Annotated in this window: 13 protein-coding genes and 2 pseudogenes; 9 read left to right on the top strand and 6 right to left on the bottom strand. The window is 66.3% G+C overall.

Annotated elements, in window-relative coordinates; translation table 11 throughout:
- Window positions 1–555: 555 nt before the first annotated feature.
- Both E1294_RS30735 and E1294_RS30730 read right to left on the bottom strand, forming a co-directional pair.
- Window positions 556–1,215 carry a response regulator gene (locus E1294_RS30735; protein ID WP_132514196.1) on the bottom strand — a complete coding sequence of 220 codons (660 nt, stop codon included), beginning with the start codon at window positions 1,213–1,215 and terminating at the stop codon, window positions 556–558.
- On the bottom strand, window positions 1,191–2,420 hold the full coding sequence (locus E1294_RS30730; RefSeq protein ID WP_165977558.1) for a sensor histidine kinase: 1,230 nt from the start codon (window positions 2,418–2,420) through the stop codon (window positions 1,191–1,193). Before E1294_RS30730 ends, E1294_RS30735 begins: the two co-directional genes overlap by 25 nt.
- A 156-nt stretch (window positions 2,421–2,576) precedes the next feature.
- Between E1294_RS30730 and E1294_RS30725 the strand changes: the two genes are divergently transcribed.
- On the top strand, window positions 2,577–3,005 hold the full coding sequence (locus E1294_RS30725) for a hypothetical protein (protein ID WP_132514192.1): 429 nt from the start codon (window positions 2,577–2,579) through the stop codon (window positions 3,003–3,005).
- Entirely contained in the window at window positions 3,002–4,024 is a 1,023-nt protein-coding gene (locus tag E1294_RS30720; protein WP_132514190.1) for a hypothetical protein, read from the top strand. The genes E1294_RS30725 and E1294_RS30720 overlap by 4 nt, the downstream gene beginning before the upstream one ends.
- A gap of 235 nt (window positions 4,025–4,259) precedes the next feature.
- On the opposite strand, the gene E1294_RS30715 is transcribed toward E1294_RS30720, so the two are convergent.
- Together E1294_RS30715 and E1294_RS30710 are read right to left on the bottom strand one after the other, a co-directional pair.
- Window positions 4,260–4,640, bottom strand: a complete 381-nt coding sequence (locus E1294_RS30715; protein ID WP_132514188.1) for a hypothetical protein — start codon at window positions 4,638–4,640, stop codon at window positions 4,260–4,262.
- Window positions 4,641–5,040: 400 nt separating this feature from the next.
- Window positions 5,041–6,252 (bottom strand): MFS transporter, encoded by a 1,212-nt coding sequence (locus tag E1294_RS30710; protein WP_281284535.1) that lies wholly within the window; start codon window positions 6,250–6,252, stop codon window positions 5,041–5,043.
- A 730-nt stretch (window positions 6,253–6,982) separates the two neighbouring features.
- Between E1294_RS30710 and E1294_RS30705 the strand changes: the two genes are divergently transcribed.
- The 5 genes and pseudogenes from E1294_RS30705 to E1294_RS30685 all read left to right on the top strand — a co-directional run bounded on the left by E1294_RS30705 (window position 6,983) and on the right by E1294_RS30685 (window position 16,692).
- Window positions 6,983–9,988: a S8 family serine peptidase gene (locus E1294_RS30705; RefSeq protein WP_132514184.1), complete on the top strand. Its 3,006-nt coding sequence runs from the start codon at window positions 6,983–6,985 to the stop codon at window positions 9,986–9,988.
- Between the two features lie 701 nt (window positions 9,989–10,689).
- Window positions 10,690–11,836, top strand: a pseudogene (locus E1294_RS30700) (IS110 family RNA-guided transposase); the annotation flags it as partial.
- 137 nt (window positions 11,837–11,973) lie between these two features.
- Window positions 11,974–12,936, top strand: coding sequence for a GTP cyclohydrolase, FolE2/MptA family (locus tag E1294_RS30695; RefSeq protein ID WP_246083393.1), 963 nt, complete (start codon window positions 11,974–11,976; stop codon window positions 12,934–12,936).
- Window positions 12,937–13,376: 440 nt separating this feature from the next.
- A complete protein-coding gene (locus E1294_RS30690; protein ID WP_165977555.1) occupies window positions 13,377–13,694 on the top strand; it encodes a hypothetical protein in 318 nt (105 codons plus the stop codon).
- 232 nt (window positions 13,695–13,926) lie between these two features.
- On the top strand, window positions 13,927–16,692 hold the full coding sequence (locus tag E1294_RS30685; protein ID WP_132514178.1) for an ATP-binding protein: 2,766 nt from the start codon (window positions 13,927–13,929) through the stop codon (window positions 16,690–16,692).
- 723 nt (window positions 16,693–17,415) lie between these two features.
- On the opposite strand, the gene E1294_RS30680 is transcribed toward E1294_RS30685, so the two are convergent.
- Window positions 17,416–18,321 (bottom strand): S1 family peptidase, encoded by a 906-nt coding sequence (locus tag E1294_RS30680; RefSeq protein WP_132514176.1) that lies wholly within the window; start codon window positions 18,319–18,321, stop codon window positions 17,416–17,418.
- Window positions 18,322–19,143: 822 nt separating this feature from the next.
- Here E1294_RS30680 and E1294_RS30675 point away from each other — a divergent pair.
- Window positions 19,144–20,355 carry an ISAs1 family transposase gene (locus tag E1294_RS30675; protein ID WP_165977554.1) on the top strand — a complete coding sequence of 404 codons (1,212 nt, stop codon included), beginning with the start codon at window positions 19,144–19,146 and terminating at the stop codon, window positions 20,353–20,355.
- 187 nt (window positions 20,356–20,542) lie between these two features.
- Entirely contained in the window at window positions 20,543–20,722 is a 180-nt protein-coding gene (locus E1294_RS56205; protein ID WP_246083392.1) for a sigma factor-like helix-turn-helix DNA-binding protein, read from the top strand.
- A 454-nt stretch (window positions 20,723–21,176) separates the two neighbouring features.
- Here E1294_RS56205 and E1294_RS30665 read toward each other — a convergent pair.
- A pseudogene (locus E1294_RS30665) lies at window positions 21,177–21,507 on the bottom strand (integrase core domain-containing protein); the annotation flags it as partial.

The raw sequence follows: 21,507 nt of genomic DNA, 5'->3' as shown, positions 1-21,507 counted from the left end.
TAGACCCCTCTCCAGAGGTCGCACTGACTTTGAGTCACGTATGGCCCATGTGAGCCTGCGCTGACGGAGGGGCGTTCTCCTGCATTGAAGGAAGACGTCGCGCTCGCTTTGTCATTTGATGCTGGTGTCGATGCGCTGGCAGGTCCGGTGATAGCGAGACCGGCAATCAGCCCACTTCCGACAACTGCAGTCGCGACAAGTGCTTTGGACCTTCTGTACACCCGTGTTAGCTCCTTTCTGGCGGATTGGCAGGACCGTCGTATCATGGGTGAGTACGACGTTTGAAAGATACGGCAGGTCGAGCTTCAGAACAGCTTCTCAGCTTGTCATTCAACCAAGGATGTGGTGGCGATAGCCTGCTGATCGGGAGTCAGCGTGCCCGAGCCCTCTCCTGCGGGCGAGTGGAGTCGAACGAGGCTGGCTGGCGCGACTCCAGCGTTCAGTCCGGGGTCGAACCACGTGGTGCGGATACCGTCTGGGACGCTTCTCGCGCCCTGCTGGACCGCCGCGTTGCGCACATCAGCGAAACGACGGCTACGGCGGCGGCGCTCGCCGTCATCCCGTTCTCCGGATGTGCCCGTTCTCCCATGCCCATGCGGCGATTCCGACCCGGCTGGTGGCGGCCACCTTTCGTTGAATGTTCGCGACATGGGTCTTCACCGTGCCGATCGAGATGAACAGCTCCGTCGCGATGTCGGTATTGCTGAGCCCTCGCGCGACCAGCCTGGCGATTTCCAGTTCACGCTCCGTCAGAGGTGTTTCTCGCGGCTCGTCGGTGCCCGCGTGCTGACGGCGGAAGTGCTCCAGGAGCCGGACGGTGATCTGCGGACTGATGAGTGTGTCGCCGTTCATCGCGGAGCGCACCGCCTCGACGAGAAGGGCGGGGCCGGAGCGTTTCAGCAGGAACCCGCTGGCACCGTCCCGCAGCGCGATGTAGGCGTATTCGTCGATCTCGAACGTCGTGACGATGATCACCTTGACTGCGCCCTTGACCTCCGGCCCGGTCAGGCGTCGAGTCAGCTCGAGGCCATCGAGCGCCGGCATCCTGATGTCCGCGAGCACGACGTCGGGACGATGCTTTCGGACCGCTCGCAGAGCCTCCGCGCCATCGCCGGCTTCCGCGACGACATGCATGTCCGGTTGGGAATCCAAGATCAGTCTGAAGCCGATACGGACCCGCTCATGATCATCTACGATGAGGATTCTGGTCCCCATGACACCTTCTCCCGGGGGAACGACGCCTTGACGTGCCATCGCGAAGGCTCGACGAACCCTGCGGAGAACGTCCCCCCGAGCACCTCGACCCGTTCCCTCAATGCGATCAGGCCGAATCCGTCGGAATCGGCGGTCAGCGGATTCGCCGGCTCGGACGTGCGGTCGCTGGTCACTTCAACGGTCACGTACGAGATAGCGCTTTTCCACGTTGATGCGACCCTCACCTTGACCGTGGTGGCATCTGGTGCGTGCTTACGGACGTTGGTCAACGCCTCCACCACGATGCGGAAGATCGTGGCCCCGACCTCCGGAGTGACGATTTCCTCGACACCCGGCTCCAGGTTCAATTCCGTGTGAGCGGTGCCGCTGTCATCGAAGCGGTGTACCAGCTCCGGTAGGTCCCGGAGCTCGGCGGCCGGTCGCACGCCATTCTTCTGCGCAGTGGATTCGTGGGCAGATTCGCTTTCACCCTCGCCCCACAACGTACGCACAGTACGGTCAAGCGTCGAGAGCGCACGAAGCGCGTCCGCCTCGATACCGCGCAACGCGACCCCTTGCTGGGCCGGATCGTCTTCCGCGACGGCGATCGCCGCCTGCGCCTGCACCAGGATGCCGCTGAGTTCGTGGCCGAGGAAGTCATGGAGGTCCTTGGCCAGCTCGATGCGCTGTGACCGCCGGACCTGGATGGCCTGCCGCTCACGCACGTGATGCCGGCGGCGGCCATGAGCACCGGCGACCACCGCGGCGCAGGCGAGCGCCCCTCCGAACAGAGACATGCCGAGGCCCTCCAACACGGAGGTGATCTCTGTCAGCCGTAGCACCAGCACGGAGGTCGCCAGGCCCGCGAGCAGGCAGCAGACGACACCAGCCCTTACCGGGAAGAACCGGGCGGACAGGAGGATGAGGACGATCAGGCCAGAGGCCTCCGCAAGAGTGGCCACGCCCTCCGCCGATCCCGCGGGCGGAGAGTAAAGCGAGGTCAGCCCGATCGAGACCGAGGCCGCTGTGAATGTCAGCACCGCTGTCGTCGTCGTTGAACGATGGGCATGGAAGAGGATGGCGGCCAGCACTGCCGCGCCAACGCACACACTAGCGCCGAGCGCGCTGAGCGGTTCCGTACAGACGAACGCCGCGAGCGTGACGGCCAGCGTCGCGCACACGGCTCCGGCCAGCACGCTGACTCGTGCGTGTCCGCTGTCGTTCATGCGGCGGAGTCTATGACGCGCCCCCATTCGTCATCTCCGCCGTCAGTCAGAGATCCGCCCCTCGACCGCACCTCATCTCTGCCTCCAGGTGGATGCCGGCGACTGGCTCACACCGGCAGGCTCGCCCTGACCGCCACCAACGACGTGGAGACTCATATGACCCAGGCCCCCACCCTCAGACCGCGATCCACGGCCACGAAGGCCGTGGGATATCTGGCCGCCGGCACGGCCACAGGTCTCGCGACAGCGCACCTGACGATCTACACGATCGGATACCTCAGCACGCCGGACACGCCCGTCAGCGCCTATCTGCTCGGCGGTGTCGCGATCGCGGTGATGGCGCTGGTGTTCGCGGGAGCCGCTCTCGCGCTGACGCGCACCAGCGGTCCCCAGCGGTGGCGCCGGACGCTTCTCGCGCTCTGCTGGACCGCCGCGCTGCTCCTGACCCTCCAGACGCTGATGATCACACTTGGAGAACCTGGACTGCTCATCCAACCGGCAGGGCCAGGACCATGGTCCCTCATCGGCGGGCCCGCCTTCGCCGTCTTCGCCTGGCGGTCACGCCGGCGCAGGCCGCGTACGTGATCGCCGTGGGTAAGCGGGCGGGCCTGTGGTGGGCCGCCGCAGCGATCTGGACCGCATCGTACGGAGGTCTCGGTCTGTACTGGGCAAGGGGCGGAGCCGGTTTTCCCTACGCCGAGGCCGTCGCCGCGCGCTCCGCGGGCGCCCTTCTCGTGGGACTGCCGCCCGGCTCGACAGGGGTGATGATCGCGGTGTTCGCCGTCGCCCTCCTGGCCCTTGCCACGCTCCGCCTGTTCCGCAGGTCCGAGACGACCATGTGGCCCGCGCGATCGGCATGGACGGTCGCCGCCCTCCTGCTCCTGGCCGTCCCGGACGCCCGTCTCCTCGTCGCTCTGGTCAATGTGCTGATGCTGCGCTTCGGCGACATTCCTCCGATGATGCCGAACCAGATCTTCGTCCTTGCCGGCGCGTTCGCCTGGTGGCGGGCCGCACAGGCGGACCGCCCGCCGGGCGCCGCCGGCGCGAGGCCGTCCAGTCGCGAACGCCGGGTGTGGCTGGCCGCCGTCGTCCTTCCGCTGTTGTACGCGGCCCGGCAGTTGACCTGGGCACTCGGAATCCATGTCGGAGTGTCGGAGGAATTCGTGCGGCCGTACACCGCTCCAGGTGCCCGTCTGACGGAGGCCGTTCTCGGCTCGATGACCGTCGCCGGAGCGCTGCTCACACTAGGCCTGCGCCAGAAGTGGGGGAGTCGCGTGCCACGCTGGAGCCCGATCCTGCCCTGCCGGCCGGTGCCCGTGCTTCTGGTGGTGATCCCCGGCGGTCTGGCGGCGATCATTCTGTCCGCGGCAGGGCTGTCGATTTACCGGGGTCTTCTGTCGATGGCGCTCGGGCTCACGCCCGCCGGACCGAGCGCCGCCCTGGAGAACTGGGCCGTCTGGCTTCCGACACTCGCCTGGCTCCCTTGGGGGCTCGCCCTGGGCATCGCGACCATGGACTACCACCGCCGCAGACGCGCGACCGCGTCGCGACTCTCACTGCAAGCCGGCTCGCAGGCCCTCGATGAACAGCCGCAGCACCGGTGACCCGTTCTTCGCGCGCCACGTCACCGCGAAGGTGATCGGCGGATGGCTCCTTCGAGCGGTACGACGGCCACGCCTTCTTCGCGCCGCGCGTGCGAACACGGTGGACCGCCCTGCGGCCAGCTCGCTCACCCGGTAGCACAGCAGGGTGTCGGCGTCCAAGTCCGGCGGTTCAGGAACGCGGTGGCGGCCTCGGCCAGCGTCGGGCCGCCTGTGAGCGGCAGGACTTTGGCCATCGTCACGGGGATCCCAAGTCCCCGACGTTGCGGAGGATGAACTCCGCGTCCGCCAGGGCGTTCATCGCCGCGGCGGTCAGTGGCGCCTGCGCATACAGGGCGGCCTTCAGGCGGTGATGGACGTGGACGTCCATCCGCTCGTGCGTGGCGTCCTCGGCGCCGTCCAGGCCGTAGACGAGCTCGGGGTCGGCCGCGCCGAGCAGGAGCCAGAGCTGGAGGGCCTGCACGACGACCAGCCCGTCGTATTCGAGGGCCGCAGCCAGGTCAGGATCCAGTGTCCAGGCAGTGTGCTGGTGGTCGGCCAGCACGCAGGTCAGCAGGGCGATGTCCATCGGATCGACGGACACTGTCTCGGCCGCGGCGGCTGCGGACAAGAACTTCATCACCGGGCGACGTACTCGTCGGTGCGCCGGCCGAGTGAGCGCCCGTGCTCTCCCGCGGCGCGCTGTCGGCCGGGGGTGGCGCCTGGTGCGGGTTCGGGGATCACCGGGGCTCCTATGTGACAGGGAACGTGTTGCCTTCGACCCTGGAGGCGTCCGGCGGAACCGTTGGCTGGAATGGGGGAAGAACCTTGTGGGTGACCGGGAATAGTCGCTTCCCTGCCACATCGATATGCGCGTGACGGATATCGTCAGTCTCTTCCAGCAACCGCGACCATTGCCAGGGCAGGATCCGGACATTCACCAGACATTGCCCAACGGCCAGGACGAACACCGTCCATTGATGGCCCAGCGGGAGCCTGCGGCGCCGCCGAGAACGTCGTCGGCGTGCTGTTCGCCGCCGTCAGTTTGCCTCCTTGGCGCTCATGCCCGCGCTGAGCTCAGCGGTGCGGCCCCTCAGGCTCAGCATGCCCATGAACATCGAACCCAGCAGCGCGGTGACCATAAAGGTGCCCAGTACCATGGCCGGCCCCAGCCCGGCCGCCAAGATCCACCCTCCCAACAGGGGAGAGACGATGGCGCCGATGCGGCCGACCCCGTGGGTCCAACCGATGGCCGAAGCTCGCAGGGCGGCCGGATAGGCGTCGGCGACCGAGGCGGTGATCAGGTTGAGCGCGCTGTGGGCGCCGGCACCGATGAGGGCGATCAGGCCAAGGAAGAGTACGGCGTTGTCCGGGTGCAGCACGCAGCCAAGAATGCCGACGCTCGTGAGCAACGCGCCCAGCCCTGCGGTCCGCCTGGTACCCCAATGCAGGCACAGCGCGGCCAGCGCGAAGGATCCGGCCAGCGCGCCCAGGTTGAGCATCGTGGAAAACTGCAGCGCCGAGGAGAGCGGGTAGCTCAGGTCACGCATGAGCGTGGTCAGCCATGTGTTCAGCCCGTACCAGGTGAGCAACATCATGAGGTTGGCCAGCGGGAACAGCATCGTGTTGATCAGTAACCCGGGCGCGAACAGCACGGAGAGCTTGATCGGTTCGGGCGCCTGGTCGCTGAAGTCCGCTGAGTCGGGTAGCCGCATGAAGGCCATGATCAGGATGATGGCCGAGGCGGCACCGCCGATGAAGAACATCGCGCGCCAGCCGGCGGTGGGGAGCACGACCAGCCCGGTCAGCGAGGCAAGCATGCCGCCCGAAGGCAGGCCCGCCATGAGGACGGTGAATACGACTCCGGTGCGATCCGCCGGCGCCAGCTCCCTGGCCAGAGCCAGCACGACAGGTAGCACCGCGCCCATGCCGATCCCGGCCAGCAGCCGGAAGGCGCCCAGGTGCCACGGCGTCCCCGCCATGCCACACGCGATCGTCCAAACAGTGAACCAGGCGACCGAACCGAGCACGAACGGCCGACGGCCGAACCGGTCGCTGAGCCTGCCAACGACCAAGGCACCGACAAGCATGCCGACGTAGGCCGCGCTGCCCAGCGTGCCGGCGCCGGCCCGGGTGAGTTCCCATCCGGGTTCCTGCAGCAGGGACGGCAGCAGCGCGCCGTACACGATGAGGTCGTAACCCTCGGCGATCACCACGAGCGCACAGATCGTGATGGCGGGCCAGATGCCCATCTCTCTCCTCTTACACGATGTTAATGTGGCGGCGCAGCGCCTCAAGTCCAAGGGACCCGGCCGATGAACGAGGCGGAAGGAAGGTCCGACAGTAGGGTATTAGCGACGCTTGTCAGGACATGAGCGCCCTCGCCGTGAAGGTCCAGAACACGCCATAGGTCACATCTGACCCTCAGCCGGGAACACGACGATGCGGGCGTCGAGGCCGATCTGCATCGTCCTCTCCTGGGATCGTACGGCCGCGATGCAAGAGAGCGGGCTATCCAGCGGCGCCGCGAGTAGTTCTGCGTCGAGGCCGGTCGCCTTCTCTGGTGCCTTACCTGGCCCGCGCACAGGCGCGACTGGCGAGTCTTGCCGTCTCCCGGCTGGACGCCCCTCTTACGGATGGTCTTGGCCGGACCGCGGCCGCCTGGGCGATGATGTTCTCTCCGGTGAGGTGGCGGGTCATGAGGTACGCGATGCCTGGGCGGACGGCGACACCTGCTCCGGCATCGATATCGGCATCGGCGCCGCCCGCCGAGAGGGTGACCAGTCCGGCGCACAGATACGCCTTTGAACAGACCCGAGCGCCGTTACGGTCCCGTCCTTGCCGTGAAGCTGATATGAAACGCCTCTATGTCAAAATTGCCCTCAACGTTTGTGCAATGCGGTGAGGCTGCTTCCGCCTGGACGGCTTCGACGGTGACTGCCGGTTGATCGCACCGAGTCTGTACAGGGGAAGGGTTTTGTAGTGCTGCCCCAGAAACGGCTACTCAAGAGGTTGAGCGCTAGAAGATTAGGCATCGCTGTCGGCTTGTCTGTTGCTGCGCCGCTGTTCGCCTTACCGGTTTCGGCCGATGTGCGAGCGGGTGCGGAGCACTCTGTTCTGTCGGTCGTGCAGTTCGCCGGCGCGCCTTTGGCGACGTATTCCGGTGGCGTTGCCGGGATCGCGGCGACCAAGCCCAAGGGACGGGCCAAGGTCGATATCAAGTCGCGCGATTCTCGCCTGTATCGCGAGCACCTGCGGGCGTTGCGCTCCACGGCGTTGCGTGAGGCGGGGGTGGCCGATTCCCGAGTGGTCGCCGAGTACAGCGTGACGTTCAACGGTGTGGCTGCCAGGCTCACCCCTGCCGAAGTCCTCAGGCTGCGCAAGACTCCCGGCGTGGTCGATGTGTACAAGAACAGGGTGTACACGTGGCAGACGTCCAACACCCCGCGCTTTCTCGGGATGTCGGGACCGGACGGAGTCTGGGCGCGCGATCTGGGTGGCCAGGCAAAAGCCGGCGAGGGCGTGATCATCGGCGTCATCGATGGCGGCTTCTGGCCGGAGAATCCCAGTTTCGCTCCGCTGCCGGAGCCTCGTCCGGACGCCGACATCATCGCCCGGAAATGGTCCGGCTCGTGTGTCAGAGGCGAACACGAGCCGGTGACCTGTAACAACAAGGTCATTGGCGCCCGGTGGTACAACACGAGCGGTTTCGGCGATCCCGCGAAGGGGGAGTTCCTCTCCCCACGCGACCGCGCCGGCCATGGCAGTCACACAGCCAGTACGGCCGCTGGGGTACCGGTCGAGGCCGCCATCGCCGGCGCTGCGGCCGGAGAGGTCTCGGGCATGGCTCCGGCCGCCCGGCTGGCGATTTACAAGACGGTCTGGCAAGTCGCGCCCGGTGTCGGTTCGGGTGGCACGAGCGACCTCCTCAAGGCTGTCGACGATGCGGTGGCTGACGGTGTGGATGTGATCAACTTCTCCATCGGCGACGGCCTTGACGAACGCGACCCGACGGATGTCGCGTTCTTGAACGCCGCGGCGGCGGGCGTCTTCGTCGCTGCTGCCGCCGGCAACTCCGGCCCTGGCGCCGGTACACTGGACAACGCGCAGGCGTGGGTGACGACGGTGGGTGCCGGAACGCACGACGTGCGGTACGCCAAGACCCTCGAACTCGGCAACGACGCCACGTACGAAGGTGTCGGTCTCGGTGCAGCGCTGCCTGCCCGAAGTTTGGTCGACGCGGCGGCAACGCCGGCCCAGGGGGTAGAACCGGCACGAGCTGCCCTCTGTCACGCGGGCTCGCTCGATCCGGGCAAGGTGGCTGGGAAGATCGTGCTCTGCCGTCGCGGTGAGAACGCTCGGGTGGAAAAGAGCGCCACCGTCGAGCGGGCCGGTGGCGTCGGCATGATCCTCTTCAACACGGCGCCCAGTGAGTCGCTGAACACCGAGTACCACTCAGTGCCGACAGTTCACATTGACTCCGTTGCCGGTGGCGCGGTCAAAAGCTACATCAGTGAAACCGGCGAGAACGCGACTGCGGCGCTGTCCGCTCTGATGGGGCGATCGCAGCGGGCACCCGGCGTGGCTTCCTTCTCTTCGGTGGGGCCATCTGCCAGCAGCCGGGGTGATCTGCTGAAGCCGGACATCCTGGCACCCGGCGTGGACATCGTCGCCGCGGTGCCGCCGCTGTCCAATCCTGCCAACTCCTCCTACGGGCTCAAGAGCGGAACGTCGATGGCCAGCCCCCACATCGCCGGTCTTGCCGCCCTGCTCATGCAGAAGAACGTGGGCTGGTCGCCCATGGCGGTCAAGTCCGCGGTCATGACCACGGCCCACCAAACCGACAAAGAGGATCAGCCGATTCGTCGGCTCAGTGACGGCGACGGCGCGACCCCCTTCGACATGGGCGCAGGCCATGTTCGCCCTGATGCGATGTTCGGCCCTGGACTGGTGTATGACTCAGGGCTGGCCGATTGGCACCGGTACAGTTGCGGCCTCGGCGTGGACCTGCGTCTCGACGACGGTTCGTCGGCGTGTCAGGCCTATGGCACGATCGACCCCAGCGACCTCAACTACCCTTCGATCGCCATCGGTGACTTCGTTGGTCAGCAGACCGTCACACGAACCGTGACGAACACGACCGACCAGCAGAGTGTCTACACCGCCACAGTCAAGGCGCCGCCCGGAGTATCGATGAGCGTCAGCCCGGCGACACTTACCGTGCCTGCCCGCGGGACGGCTTCCTACCGGGTGAAGTTCACAGCGACCACACCGATGATGGATACGTACGCGTTCGGATCGCTGATGTGGTCGGACCAGGCCGGGCACCGCGTGCGCAGCCCGATCGCGATCAAGCCGCTGAGGTTGCGTAAGCCGGACTCGGTCACTGGTACAGGAGCCAGTGGATCGCAGGCGATTGAGGTGACAGCGGGATACCGCGGGACGCTCAGAGCCGAGCCACTCGGGCTCGCCGCACCCGCCATCACCACGTCGCATCTGGTCGGGACGTATAACGGTGGCTTCGATCCGCGGAATCCCCCCAGCAGCCCGGCGATTGCCAAGACGACGGTGACCGCGCCACCGGGCACCAAGGTCGTCCGGTTCGCCCTCTACGATGAATATCCCGCCGGGACGGACCTGGACCTGTACGTCGTCCGTGACGGCGCGTTCCTCGGTGCTTCCCAGGGACTTACCTCAGACGAAGAGGTCATCTTGCGCGGGGGCGGCACGTTCGATGTCTATGTCATGCAATGGGGCCTCCCCTCGGGAAACAACGAGACGGATGTCCGCTTGCACTCGTACGAGGTGACGCAGAGCACCGGCAACCTGTCGGTCCACCCGGCGTTGAAGCAGGTCACGCCCGGTGAAGTGGTCACTGTGACCGCGAGCTGGACCAGTGTGCCCCCCCGGAGCCACTACTTCGGAGCCGTCGAGTATTTCGCCGGCGAAACGTCTTCCGGCGTGACCACGCTGGAAGTCGATGGCTAGCTACATTCGCGGCGCGCTGTGACCCTAGGCCGAGACGCGCTCTCAGATCGTCAGTCGGCACGGATGGATTGCCGTCGGCGCCACTCAGAAGATCCGAAGAAGGAGCACAACAGAGATGAAAGTACGACTCGTGTCCGCTACTGTAGCCGGATTGTGTGCGGCTCTGCTTCTGTCGACGCCCGTCGGCACTTCCGCAGCCTTCGGACAAACAACTGCCGGGGATGTTCAGGCCTCCGGTACCTGGGCGTACAGGGGCACCTATTCTCCTGACGAGTGCACGCAGCGGGTAAAGTTGTGGGCGGAGATAGGGAAGAAAGCCGAATGCCGCCCCAACTCTGATGGCGTCAATTCCGATCTCTATCTGTGGATCATGTAGCAAATATCAACTGGATTCTCCCTAATCAGTAGTAGCGGGTCTGCTTGCGGCAGACTCGGTGGTTGGTAGCCGGCCGACGGGTGAGCACTTTTTCCCCATGGACTTCGAGTCCTGATGAAAGACAGTGCCCCCGCCGGTTGGTCGGAAGAGTTGATCGCTGCTGGGATGTCGTTGCCCACCGTGTTGGTGTGAGCACTACTTGATTAGGTCGCTGATAGTTCTTCCACCGGCTGCTGGTCCGTTTCGAGGCGACGAGGGGGAGCACGAGGCGTTGCGAGTGTTCATTGGAGATGACTGGGCCGAGTCGCATCACGATGTGAAGGTAATGGACGCCGCCGGGCGTCGCCTGGCCAGGGCGCGACTGCCGGAGGGCGTGGCGGGAATGGCCCGGATGCACGCGATGATCGCCGAGCAGATCGGGGACACCCCCGATGACGAGGTGGAGGTGCTGGTCGGGATCGAGACCGACCGGGGCCCGTGGGTGCTGGCGCTGGTTGCGGCGGGATACACGGTGTTCGGGGTGAACCCGGTGCAGGCAGCGCGTTACCGGGAACGGCTGGGTGTGTCGAGGGCCAAGAGCGACGCGGCCGACGCGCACATGCTGGCCGACATGGTCCGCACCGACTCCCACCAGCTCCGCCCGATCGCGGGTGACACCGCTGAGGCGGAGGCGATCAAGGTGGTGGCCAGGACCCACAAGACGCTGATCTGGGAGCGGACCCGGACCGGGCAGCGGCTGCGGCACGCGTGGCGCGAGTACTTCCCCGCCGCACTGGCCGCCTTCGAGGACCTGGACGCCGCCGAGACCCTCGACCTGCTGGCCAAGGCCCCCGACCCGGCCTCGGCCGCCAAGCTGACGACCGGGCAGATCAGCGCGGCGCTCAAACGAGCCCGGCGCCGCGGTGACCTCACCGAACGAGCCACCGTGATCCAGACCGCGCTGCGTACTGAGCACCCCGGCCGGCCCGAGGTGGTGACCGCCGCCTACGCGGCCTCGGTCCGTGCCCTCGTCGCGGTCCTGGCCGTGGTAGCCGAGCAAGTCACGACCTTGCAGGGGGAGGTGGAGGAGTGTTTTGGCCGGCATCCGCCGCTGAGATCATCTGTCCCAGCCCGGGTTGGGACAGATCCTCGGAGCCCGGGTGCTCGCAGAGTTCGGCGACGACCGTGACCGCTACGCCAGCGCCAAAGCCCGTAAGAACTACGCCGGGACCAGCCCGATCACCCGTGCCTCGGGCAAGAAGAAGAGCGTCCTGGCACGGTTTGTGCACAATGACCGGCTCATCGACGCCCTGATGACCCAGGCGTCGGTAGCGCTGCGCGCCTCGCCCGGCGCCCGCGCCTACTACGACAAGCAACGAGCCCGCGGAGCCGGCTACAGCACCGCGTTGCGTCAACTCGCCAACCGGTTCGTCGGCATCCTGCACGGCTGCCTCAAAACCGGCACCCTCTACGACGAAGCAACCGCTTGGTCAAGGCCGGAACGGGTGGGAACCGCCGAGATCGGGTTAACCACCCTTCGCGGGCAGAGAATGACCTGGATGTGGTCGGCAGTATGTGGCGGATCAGTCCAGACAGGAGAAGCCGCGAGGCTCACTTCGAAAGGAATCTCATGCACGACGCGAGCGTACGGCCACAGCTCTATGCCGATTCCTTCTATGATGTGCCGGCTCAGCGGCCGAGCGCTGGAATCGCCCTGCAGTCAGTTCGCGTTCATAGCCAGCACATTCTCCTGGATGTTGAGGAGGAGTTGCTCGGCGGGGCGAAACAGGTGTTGTGCGCCGTGGACGCAGAGGTTTCACTCGGGCCTGAACAACGTGGCATCCACATGTCCCGGATAGAGCAGGCCTTCCAATGCGATCATCGCGGGCCTCTGGCGGCGATCGCCTTGGCCATTGCCGAGAAGATCCGAGAAACACAGCGGCAGGACAGCGCGCGGGTGCACCTGCGCGCGGTGGCTCCCATCGTCACCTGCACCCCGGTCACCGCGCTGGCTTCACCTGACACGGTCGAGATCTGTGCGGTTGCGGTGGCCGGATCAGAGCCCTCGGTCACGCAATCGGTGGGGGCCACGATCATCACGGCCTGCCCTTGCATGCAAGGGTACGCGCTCATCGACCTGGTGGACGAACTCGGCCTGACCGCAGCGGACGGGCTGCGTCTGCTGAGCCGGGTACCCATCGCCACCCACAGCCAGAAAGGCCGGGCCACCCTGACGGTCCGTGCCCCCGATCTGGCCGATCTGCCCGGCCATCACGTCCTCTACCGCGCTCTCGCCGATCACACCGTCCTCACTCAGGAACTGCTCAAGCGTCCGGACGAATACGCACTGGTCCGCAGAGCCCACCTGCGCCCTCAATTTGTAGAGGACGTTGCCCGCGACACGGCGGTCGGGCTTGCCCGGCAGCTTCTCACCACCGATCAGGACCTGCGACGCCTGACCATTCACGTTCTCGCCGACAGCTACGAGTCCATCCACGGCCACGACATTCAGGCTGTTCTCGAAATGACCGCTGATCGAATTGTGGCGCTGACTGAGAGAACATCCGGTGAGACCGCGGGCTCATCTGCCTGAGCCGGCTGCAAGGACGGGCTCGCCCATGTGATCGCCGACCCATGTGATCCTCGACGGGACGCGTGCGCTGCCGGGCAAGAACCTCTGCGCAACATGCCCCAGAAGCTCCGTTCGGCCCTCCGTACCTTTCGGTGTGGCGCGAAACGGTCGTTCTCGCAGGTCAGAGCAACCCTGAGCGGCAAGATCGTGAGCCGTCGGGGCCGACCGCCCCATGAGATGACATCCAAGTGTCCGGCCAATGTCCTGGTACACATGCGCCAACCGCTGCAATTCTGCCTGAACCAGTTCATGCTCATGCGCACCCTATGGAAAACGGAGATCCTATGCACAGACCCCTACAGCGATGGCTGGCTGCGGGGACACTCGCCGCAGCCACCGCCATTTCTTCTTCCGGGGTGGCGGCCCCGGCATCGGCGACGGCCCTCGGCCACGGATGTCCAGTGAACTACATCTGCCTCTACCCGGATATCAACTACAACCATGGTGCGGGCATCAAGGGCGGTCCACCCTCCTACCTTGTTCACATAAAAATGTTCCGTAGCTGCAACCGCGCGTCTGTGGAACGCGGGTTCCGGAACTCCATATCGTCGGTTTACAACAACACCCCGGCGCACATCGAACTCTGGAGCACCGAGCCACGTAAGATATTCAGGGTCGGCACTGCTGTGCGGAAAAAGGGTTACGGCTATCTCGGCAAGGCCGGGAACGATCAAACCGACCTGCTTGCCAGGAAGGGCTGTTATCGCCCCTTTAGCTAGTGATTCCGCTGCCCAACCCACCCTCATCCGCAGTCAGCGCATCCAACGCGGGAGCGCCCCTTGCTCACGTCTGTGATCAAGGGGCCCGCGCTTCTTATCTACTTCGCCAGCGGTGTTTCACATCTGGACCGCACCAAGGAGCCCAGGAAGATCCACAATTTGGGTGAACGGTTGCATTTGCGGCATAGTCTCATCTCAGCCTGGTCCGGGCGGGTGAGCGCGGGAGGCCCTCATGTCATCAGAAGCGCGCGACAATGGCCAGGTCAGCCCTCCGGTGCAGCCGGTTGCGCTAGGTGCGATGCTGCGAACCTGGCGTGAACGGGCGCTGCTGACCCAGGGTCAGTTGGCGGCTCGGGCCGGACTCAATGAGCGAACCGTGCGCCGGTTGGAGGCAGACGAGCTGCAGCGACCGCGCAGCTCATCGCTGCGGATGCTGGCCGAGGCACTCGGCTTGGACGCCGAGGAACTGTCGCTCTTGGTCCGCATGGCGAGCCCGACTTCACAACGTCCGAGGTCAATGCCGGTTCGGAGGGTGCCGCGGCAGTTGCCCGCCGATGTGGCGACGTTCATGGGCCGGACACGGGAACTGGCCTTCGTCGAGGAGGCCCACGCCGCGGGCATGGTGGTGATCACGGCCATTGATGGGATGGGAGGAGTGGGCAAGACCGCACTGGCGGTGCATTGGGCGCATCAGGTGGCTGAGCGATTTCCTGACGGGCAGCTGTATGTCAACCTCCAGGGGTACGCACCAGGGCCGCCGCTTTCCCCGATGCAGGTGCTGGCCGTGTTGCTGGGCGACCTAGGGATCGCAGCCGACCAGGTCCCGGTGGAGGTGGAGGAGGCCGCCAGTCTGTATCGATCTCTGCTGGCCGGCAAGCGGATGCTGGTGTTGCTGGACAACGCGCACAACGCCGAGCAGGTCCGCCCGCTGGTGCCCGGCAGCCCCGGATGCATGGTATTGGTCACCAGCAGGGACCGGCTGACGGGACTGGTGGCCACCCTCGGCGCTCACCGGCTGACCTTGGGTGTACTGGACCCTGACGAGGCGGTGATGCTGTTGACGCACATCATCGGGGAGGAGCGGGTGGCTGCCGAGCCTGATGCCCTGACCGCGTTGGCGCAGGCGTGCGGCCATCTACCGCTGGCCTTGCGGATCGCCGCGGCCAACCTCACCGGCCGCCCAGCGGAATCGATCATTGAGTACCTGGCCGAGCTGCAAAGCGCAAACCGGTTGGACGGCCTCACGATCGCCCAAGACCCTCAGGCTGCCGTCCGGGTCGCCTTCGACCACTCCTATCATCGCCTGACCCCTGAGCGCCGGAGGCTGTACAGGTTGCTGGGGCTGATCCCCGGCTCAGATATCAGCGTGATGGGCGCGGCAGCGCTGGCCGACCTTGGGATGGAGGATACGAGACGGGCGCTGGACGCATTGGCGGACGCACATCTGATGCAGCCGCGAGGCCGGGGCCGCTACAGCCTGCATGACCTGCTCAAGGTGTACGCACGCCAGCGCGCGCTCTCGCACGAGGGCCAGGCCCAGTGCCAAGCGGCTGTGGAGCGGCTGCTGGCGTGGTACCAGCACGGGGTCGACGTCGCCACGGGGCTGCTGTTCCCGGAGGTCATGCGCTTGCCCCGTCCGCCGGCAGCCGGCGCGCGCCCCTCCATGACGTTCCTCGATCAGTCAGAGTCGGCGGCGTGGCTCGCGGCCGAGCTGGCCAACCTGGTCGCCGCCACCCTGTATGCCGCTGAGCACGGACCTCATCCGGCTGCGTGGCAACTGGCCGACGCACTACGTGACTACTTCTGGCTACGGCGTCCCATGGTGGAATGGCTGCTGGTCGCACAGGCCGGGCTCGACGCTGCCACCGTCGCCGGCGACGTGCGCGCCCAGGCCTCGGGCCAGCTCAGCCTCGGCCTCGCCAACCGGGCCGCCGGGCGCTCCCAGCTCGCCCTCCAGCATATGACGACCACGCTCACCCTAGCCCGTCAGGTCGGCTGGACCGACTGCCAAGCCGCTGCTCTGGGGTGTCGCGGGATCGTGGAATTTCTGTCCGGCGGCCTCCGGCAGTCCGCCGACGACCTCGCCAAGGCGGTCGCGTTGTACCGCCAGAGCGGCTGCCTGGGCGGGCAGGCCGACAGCCTGGTCGACCTCGGCCTCGCGGAGCGGGAGCTGGGCCTGTTGCACGAAGCCGCTGACCACCAAACTCACGCACTCAGCCTGTACCGGCAGATCGGGTCACGCCTCGGGGAGGCGAGCGTGCTGGGCGCCCTGGGCGAGATCGACCACGACCTGGGCCACTTCGAGACCGCCCGTCAGCACCTCACCAGTGCCCTGCGGCTCCACGAGGAGCTGGGCAGTCGATTCGCCCAGGCCTATTTCCTGCGTTCACTTGCCGCGCTGGAGCGTGATGCCGGCCACGCCAAGGAGGCGCTGGCCGCAGCGCAGGACTCGCTACGGCTCGCTGGTGAAATCGGTGACCCGTCCACCGAGGCCAGGGCACTTGTCGTCCTGGCCGGCATTCATCTGCAGTTCGGCCACGCCCAGGAGGCTGACGACCACTACCGACAGGCACTCAAGCTGGCAAAGCAGATCGCCAGCCCCACGGTGCAGGCTGGCGCGCGCCTGGGGCTGGCCGACATCTGCCTCGCTCTCGACCAGCCCCGCCAAGCCCTGGACCGGGCCCACCAGGCGCTGGGCATCGCAGCCGCGGTCGGTGTGCGCGTCCTCCAGGGGCAAGCCCACATCACACTGGCCACCGCCCACCACCAGCTCGGCCGCCACAACCAGGCGCTCACGCACGCCCGCCGGGCACTGGAACTGCACCGGCAGACCGGCCACCGCCTCGGAGCCGCCCGAGCCCTGCAGATGCAGGGGTACGCGCTCCGTGACAGCGGCGATCCCCAAACGGCCACGTGCCGTTGGCGGGAGGCCCTGGAGCTGTTCACTCGCATCGGCAGCCCGCAGGCCACCGAGATCCACACCTTGCTGAACGCCTGAACCGTGCTGAGCTTTCTGCCCCGTCAAAGCTCGGAGCCGAAGGCGGCATCCAGGGCTCGTACTTGCCTCTACAGCTCAAGCAGTACGCCGACATTCGGCCCCGCAGACCCAACCTCCAAAGTGCGGTCACTTCTCGCGAACATCGATCATGCTGACGGCCATCAGGCGCGGTCAAACTCACGAGCAAGTGCGGTCAGTTCCCACCGACAAAACCACTGGAGCCGGGATTGATGAACGTCATGCCTTCCCTCGATGCGGCCTTGCTCATCGGCGTCGCTTTGCCCGGCGGCGGGCCCGCCGCTGATGGACAAACCGGTACGGGGATCCCGCGCTCGCCGGAATCCGCGCGACCCTCACCACCGATCTCGCCCGCTGGATGATCCGGATCCGGGACGACGTGCCTGAGGCGGTCTACACGCTCAAGAGCTCGCCACACAACTGACGGCAATAGGGACAGCCGTGCACGATCATCCCGGCTGGACCCGTCGGGTGATCTTCCAGCGACTCTTCACTCCTTCGACCAGCTCGGCCATGGCCACGGGAGGACATGAGGGCCTTCCTGGTTGGTGGTGTGTTGATGTGGTAATCCACAGGAACCTAAGGTCGGCCCTCACCCCTCTACGAGATCATCGACTGTGTGTCCCCGGGCCTGCTGATGGCCATCCCGCAGTTTGAACTCGCGATGATGAGGGCCCTGCCGACGAGATCAGATGCTCTCTGAGATCAGCCAGCGGCCTGGGCGGCAATCGCCACCATGCGTTCAGCTGCCGCCGGATCCCGCTGACGAATCGTTTCCGCGATCCAGGGAACATGCGCGAATATATCGAGTACGAACAATTCGCCCGGCGACCCCTCCGGCGCAGTGGAACACGCGAAGGGACGGAATGGATCGACTTCGTCCCCATCAGCTATCGCCAGGCCAACGAGGCGATAACCGCGGTGGGCCTTCGCCACCACCGCAGAGCTGCCATCGCCGAAACACGCCTGCTTGGCCTCGCCATCCGCCGACACCATGCACATCATGTCGTCCGGGTTGAAAAGTTCACCGAACGGAGGGATGTTCAGCGAGCACTCACTGTCGGGCAGCCGCTTTTCCTCGAGCTGGAGGAGACGATCGGAGATCGACTCCAGACAGTCCGCATCCTCAGGGTCTGAATCGCAGGTAGTGCCGAAGCCCGCTACCAGCGCCAGACCGTTCGGTCCTAGCGGTACTGTCACCGGGAGGATCTCGGGGCTCGTCAGATATCGATCAAGCCTGACGAGGGCGATGGCGTTCGTGAACAGGCCCTCCCAGGCAGGATGAATGATGACTTCCATGAGCCCAGCAGTGCTGCCACCGGTCTGCCACTCCAATGAACCCGCTCGCGCCAGCGTAGGCGGATTAGCTGCGGTTTCCGGACTGACGCAGGCTGCTACCGTCACAACCCAGTTCGGCGCGATCAGCGCTCCCCCACAGGTGTGGCGGTACGTACCGTCGGGGCGCTGCGACTGTAGCGAGACAGTCCATGCCCCATCGGCCGGTTGCCCTCCTACGATCTGAGCCCCCACTTCGGGTGGTTCTGTCACCGCTGCTTGAGCAGGCACTCGCCCTAAGCAGGTGGTGATCGCCGCGATAAAGGCAATCACCATTCCCAGTCTTCTTACTGTCAACGAAACGGCCCCTTTCGCATTTCTGTTGATGCCTCAAGACGCAAGGTATCGTTCCGCATGCGTCACCTCGGCTTCATGCCGAGGTCAAGGGTGAAGGCGGTGTTCGGCTGGCTACTTCTTGATGCCTGAGGTACAGCGTGGCCGACTGTGCGGTGTGCGCGGCGTCGCGGGTTCACCACCGAGGAGCGGCAGCGACGCGAGTAAAGACGAATGCGGGCCGGGGAGAGCTGCGCTGAAGCAAAACGCGCCTTGCCCCGAGCCTGCACGGACCGCACCCAGATCCGCAGCATCTCGCGGCCCGGGTGCGGCTCTTTTCGCAGGAAGTAGGGATAGGAATGGAGCCTATCGCTGGAGCCACACTGCGTGGGCGTGTTGGGTGTCCTGGTATTCGCGGATCTCGCGAATCCTTCCTTCTAAGATGCGCATGGCGACGTGGTATTCATTGTAGTAGATCCGGCCGTTGTCCAGCTCGCCATCGGATTCGGCTTCCGGATTATTCGCCGATACAGCGGACGATCACGTGGATCTACTGACACTGAACGAAATAAACGATATTCGTTCAATCCGTCAACAGATCAACAGGCACCCTCATCGCCGACCGGTTCGCCATCACCGGAGCCCACTGAGCCGTTTCATCCCCGTGGGGCGGACTCAGGGCCGATGCGTTCTCGGCTGGTGGGCGCATGCGGGCATGACGCGGCTGGGTGGTTGCCGGGCACCCCCGGGCACGAATGACAAACGCGACCCCCGATGATCGTCGGTTGTCTAAGCCAGTCGATCAAGAACAGGGGCCGCGTTCGCGTGCCATCATCCCCGATCGACGTGCTCGCCCGCCACCTGGAGCACGTCACCGTTGCCGACCCGCCGACCGACCTGCTCGATCTGCCCACCCTGGCCGAGGTCCTGGATGCGTTGCCCGACCCGCGCAGCCGCCGGGGACGCCGCTACCGGCTCGGCCCGCTGCTGGCGTTATCCCTGCTCGCCGTGCTCGGCGGAGCGACCTTTCTGGCGAAGATCGCCCGGTTTATCGCCGGATACGACCCAGACCTGCGCGCCCGAGCCGGCTTACCCGGCTCGGTACGGCTGGCCGCCAGCACCCTGGGACGACTGCTCGCCCGCCTGGACGGCGACGCCTTCGACACCGCCACCTGCACCTATCTGGCCGCCCTCACTGCCTGCACCCCGCCCGCACATGCGAGCAGTGCACCCGTAGGCCGGACCGAGCTCGCCGGCCTGGCCGTGGACGGCAAGACCCTGCGCGGCAGCCGCACCCCAGACGGCGCGGTCCACCTGCTGGCCGCCACCCGCCATGACACCCAGATCGTCGTGGCCCAGCGGCAGGTCGAGGCCAAAAACAACGAGATCCCCGCGTTCACACCCCTGCTGTCCGAGCTGGACCTGTCGAACCTGGTGATCACCGCCGATGCCCTGCACACCCAGCACTCCCACGCCCAGCAGATCGTCGCCGACGGCGGCCACTACCTCTTCATCGTCAAAGGCAACCAGCCCACACTCCTGAGCCGGCTCAAGGCCCTGCCCTGGCGCGAGGCCATCCTCAACGACCGCACCGACGAGACCGGACACGGCCGCCGCGAGATCCGCCGCATGAAGATCTGCACCGTCCGCCCGGACCTGCCCTTCCCGAACGCCGCCCAGGCCATCCAGGTCAAACGCCGCCGCACCGACCACAAGACCGGCAAGACCGGCAAGACCACCATCGTCACCATCTACGCCGTCACCAGCCTCCCACCGGGACGGATCACCCACGCCCAGCTCGCCCCACTGATCCGCGGCCACTGGAGCATCGAGGCCCTACACCACATCCGCGACGTCACCTACCGCGAAGACGCCTCCAAAGTCCGCACCGGCAACGCACCCCGCATCATGGCTGGCCTGCGCAACCTGGCCATCGGCCTGGCCCGCCTGATCGGCTGGACCAACATCGCGGCCGCCACCGACCATTACCGCAGCCACCCCGCCGACGGCCTTCAGCTACTCGGTTTCACAACATGAGAACGCTTCGCCCCTGGGGGCGGACTACTGACCACAGCGTGATCGCGAAACCAGCGTGATCCCGAGGGGTACGTGCGCACGACCTGATCAGGCTCCACATCGGGTCGTGGCGCAGGCGGCAGCAGGAGAGCTTGGTCGCCAGCGTGCCGGAGCACGGCGAGCCCGATCGGCACGGTGACGCCGACCTGTGGGCCGAGGTCCAGAAACTGCCCCGCAAGCAGCGGGCCGTGCTCGTGCTGCGCTATTGCGAGGACTGTCGGACCAGGAGATCGCCGACATCCTCGGCGTCTCTCGCGCAACCGTGCGCAGCCAGTGGGCCCGCGCTCTGGACAAGCTGCGGATCAAGCGAGTGAGGCGGGAGGCGTGATGAGAACGAACAGGACCTGATTCGGACCCTCCGGGCGGGCGCCACGCAAGTGCAGCCACGTGACCTGCGAGAGGCGGTGCGGCGCGGCGGCGTGCCAAGCACACCCGGCAGCAGGTGCGGGTGCTGCTCGCCGCAGCCGCAGTGATCGCGGGCGGCGTGACGGTGGCGCTGTCCGGCGGCAACCACCAGGCCCAGCCCGCCGTGCGAGTGACCCCGTCCCGCCGATCTCGCGCATCAGGCCCGCCGCCGAGTTGTGGCCGCACGCCCTGGCCACGCTGCTGGCCAAGAACGCCAAGGGGTGGCGTAGGTCCCCGGTGACCGGGCTGAGCGCCACCGCACGCGGCCTGGGCGACGGCGAGCACCTTCCCGCACCGGGCAGTGTTCGCGGCGTGTGCGGCATCGAGCGAGCCGCGCACCGCGGCGGGGGCTCGCCCCGACATGTGGACACCGGCTGTCATGCGGCGAGCAGCACTCTATCGATGGTCTGCTGCTCGTAGTCGATCGGGCTGCGGTAATCGAGGGTGGAATGCCTCCTTCGGGTGTTGTAGCGGGTGATCCACTTGAAGACGGCCAGGCGGGCCTGCCGGGCTGAGGGCCAGCGTTTGGCGTGCTGCAGCGTCTCGCGTTTGAGGCTGGCGTTGAACGCCTCCACGGCGCTGTTGTCGGCGCTGTTGTCGGCGCTGTTGTCGGGTGCCGACGGCGCCCATCGACCGGCGCACACCGAGTTCGGCGCAGACCTTGGCGAAGTCGGCGGAGGTGTATTGCGCTCCATGATCAGAATGGAA

The organism is Nonomuraea diastatica (assembly GCF_004349015.1).
Lineage (GTDB): Bacteria > Actinomycetota > Actinomycetes > Streptosporangiales > Streptosporangiaceae > Nonomuraea > Nonomuraea diastatica.
Note: the sequence above shows the minus strand (reverse complement) of the source record. Positions and strands in the feature narration are given on the sequence as shown.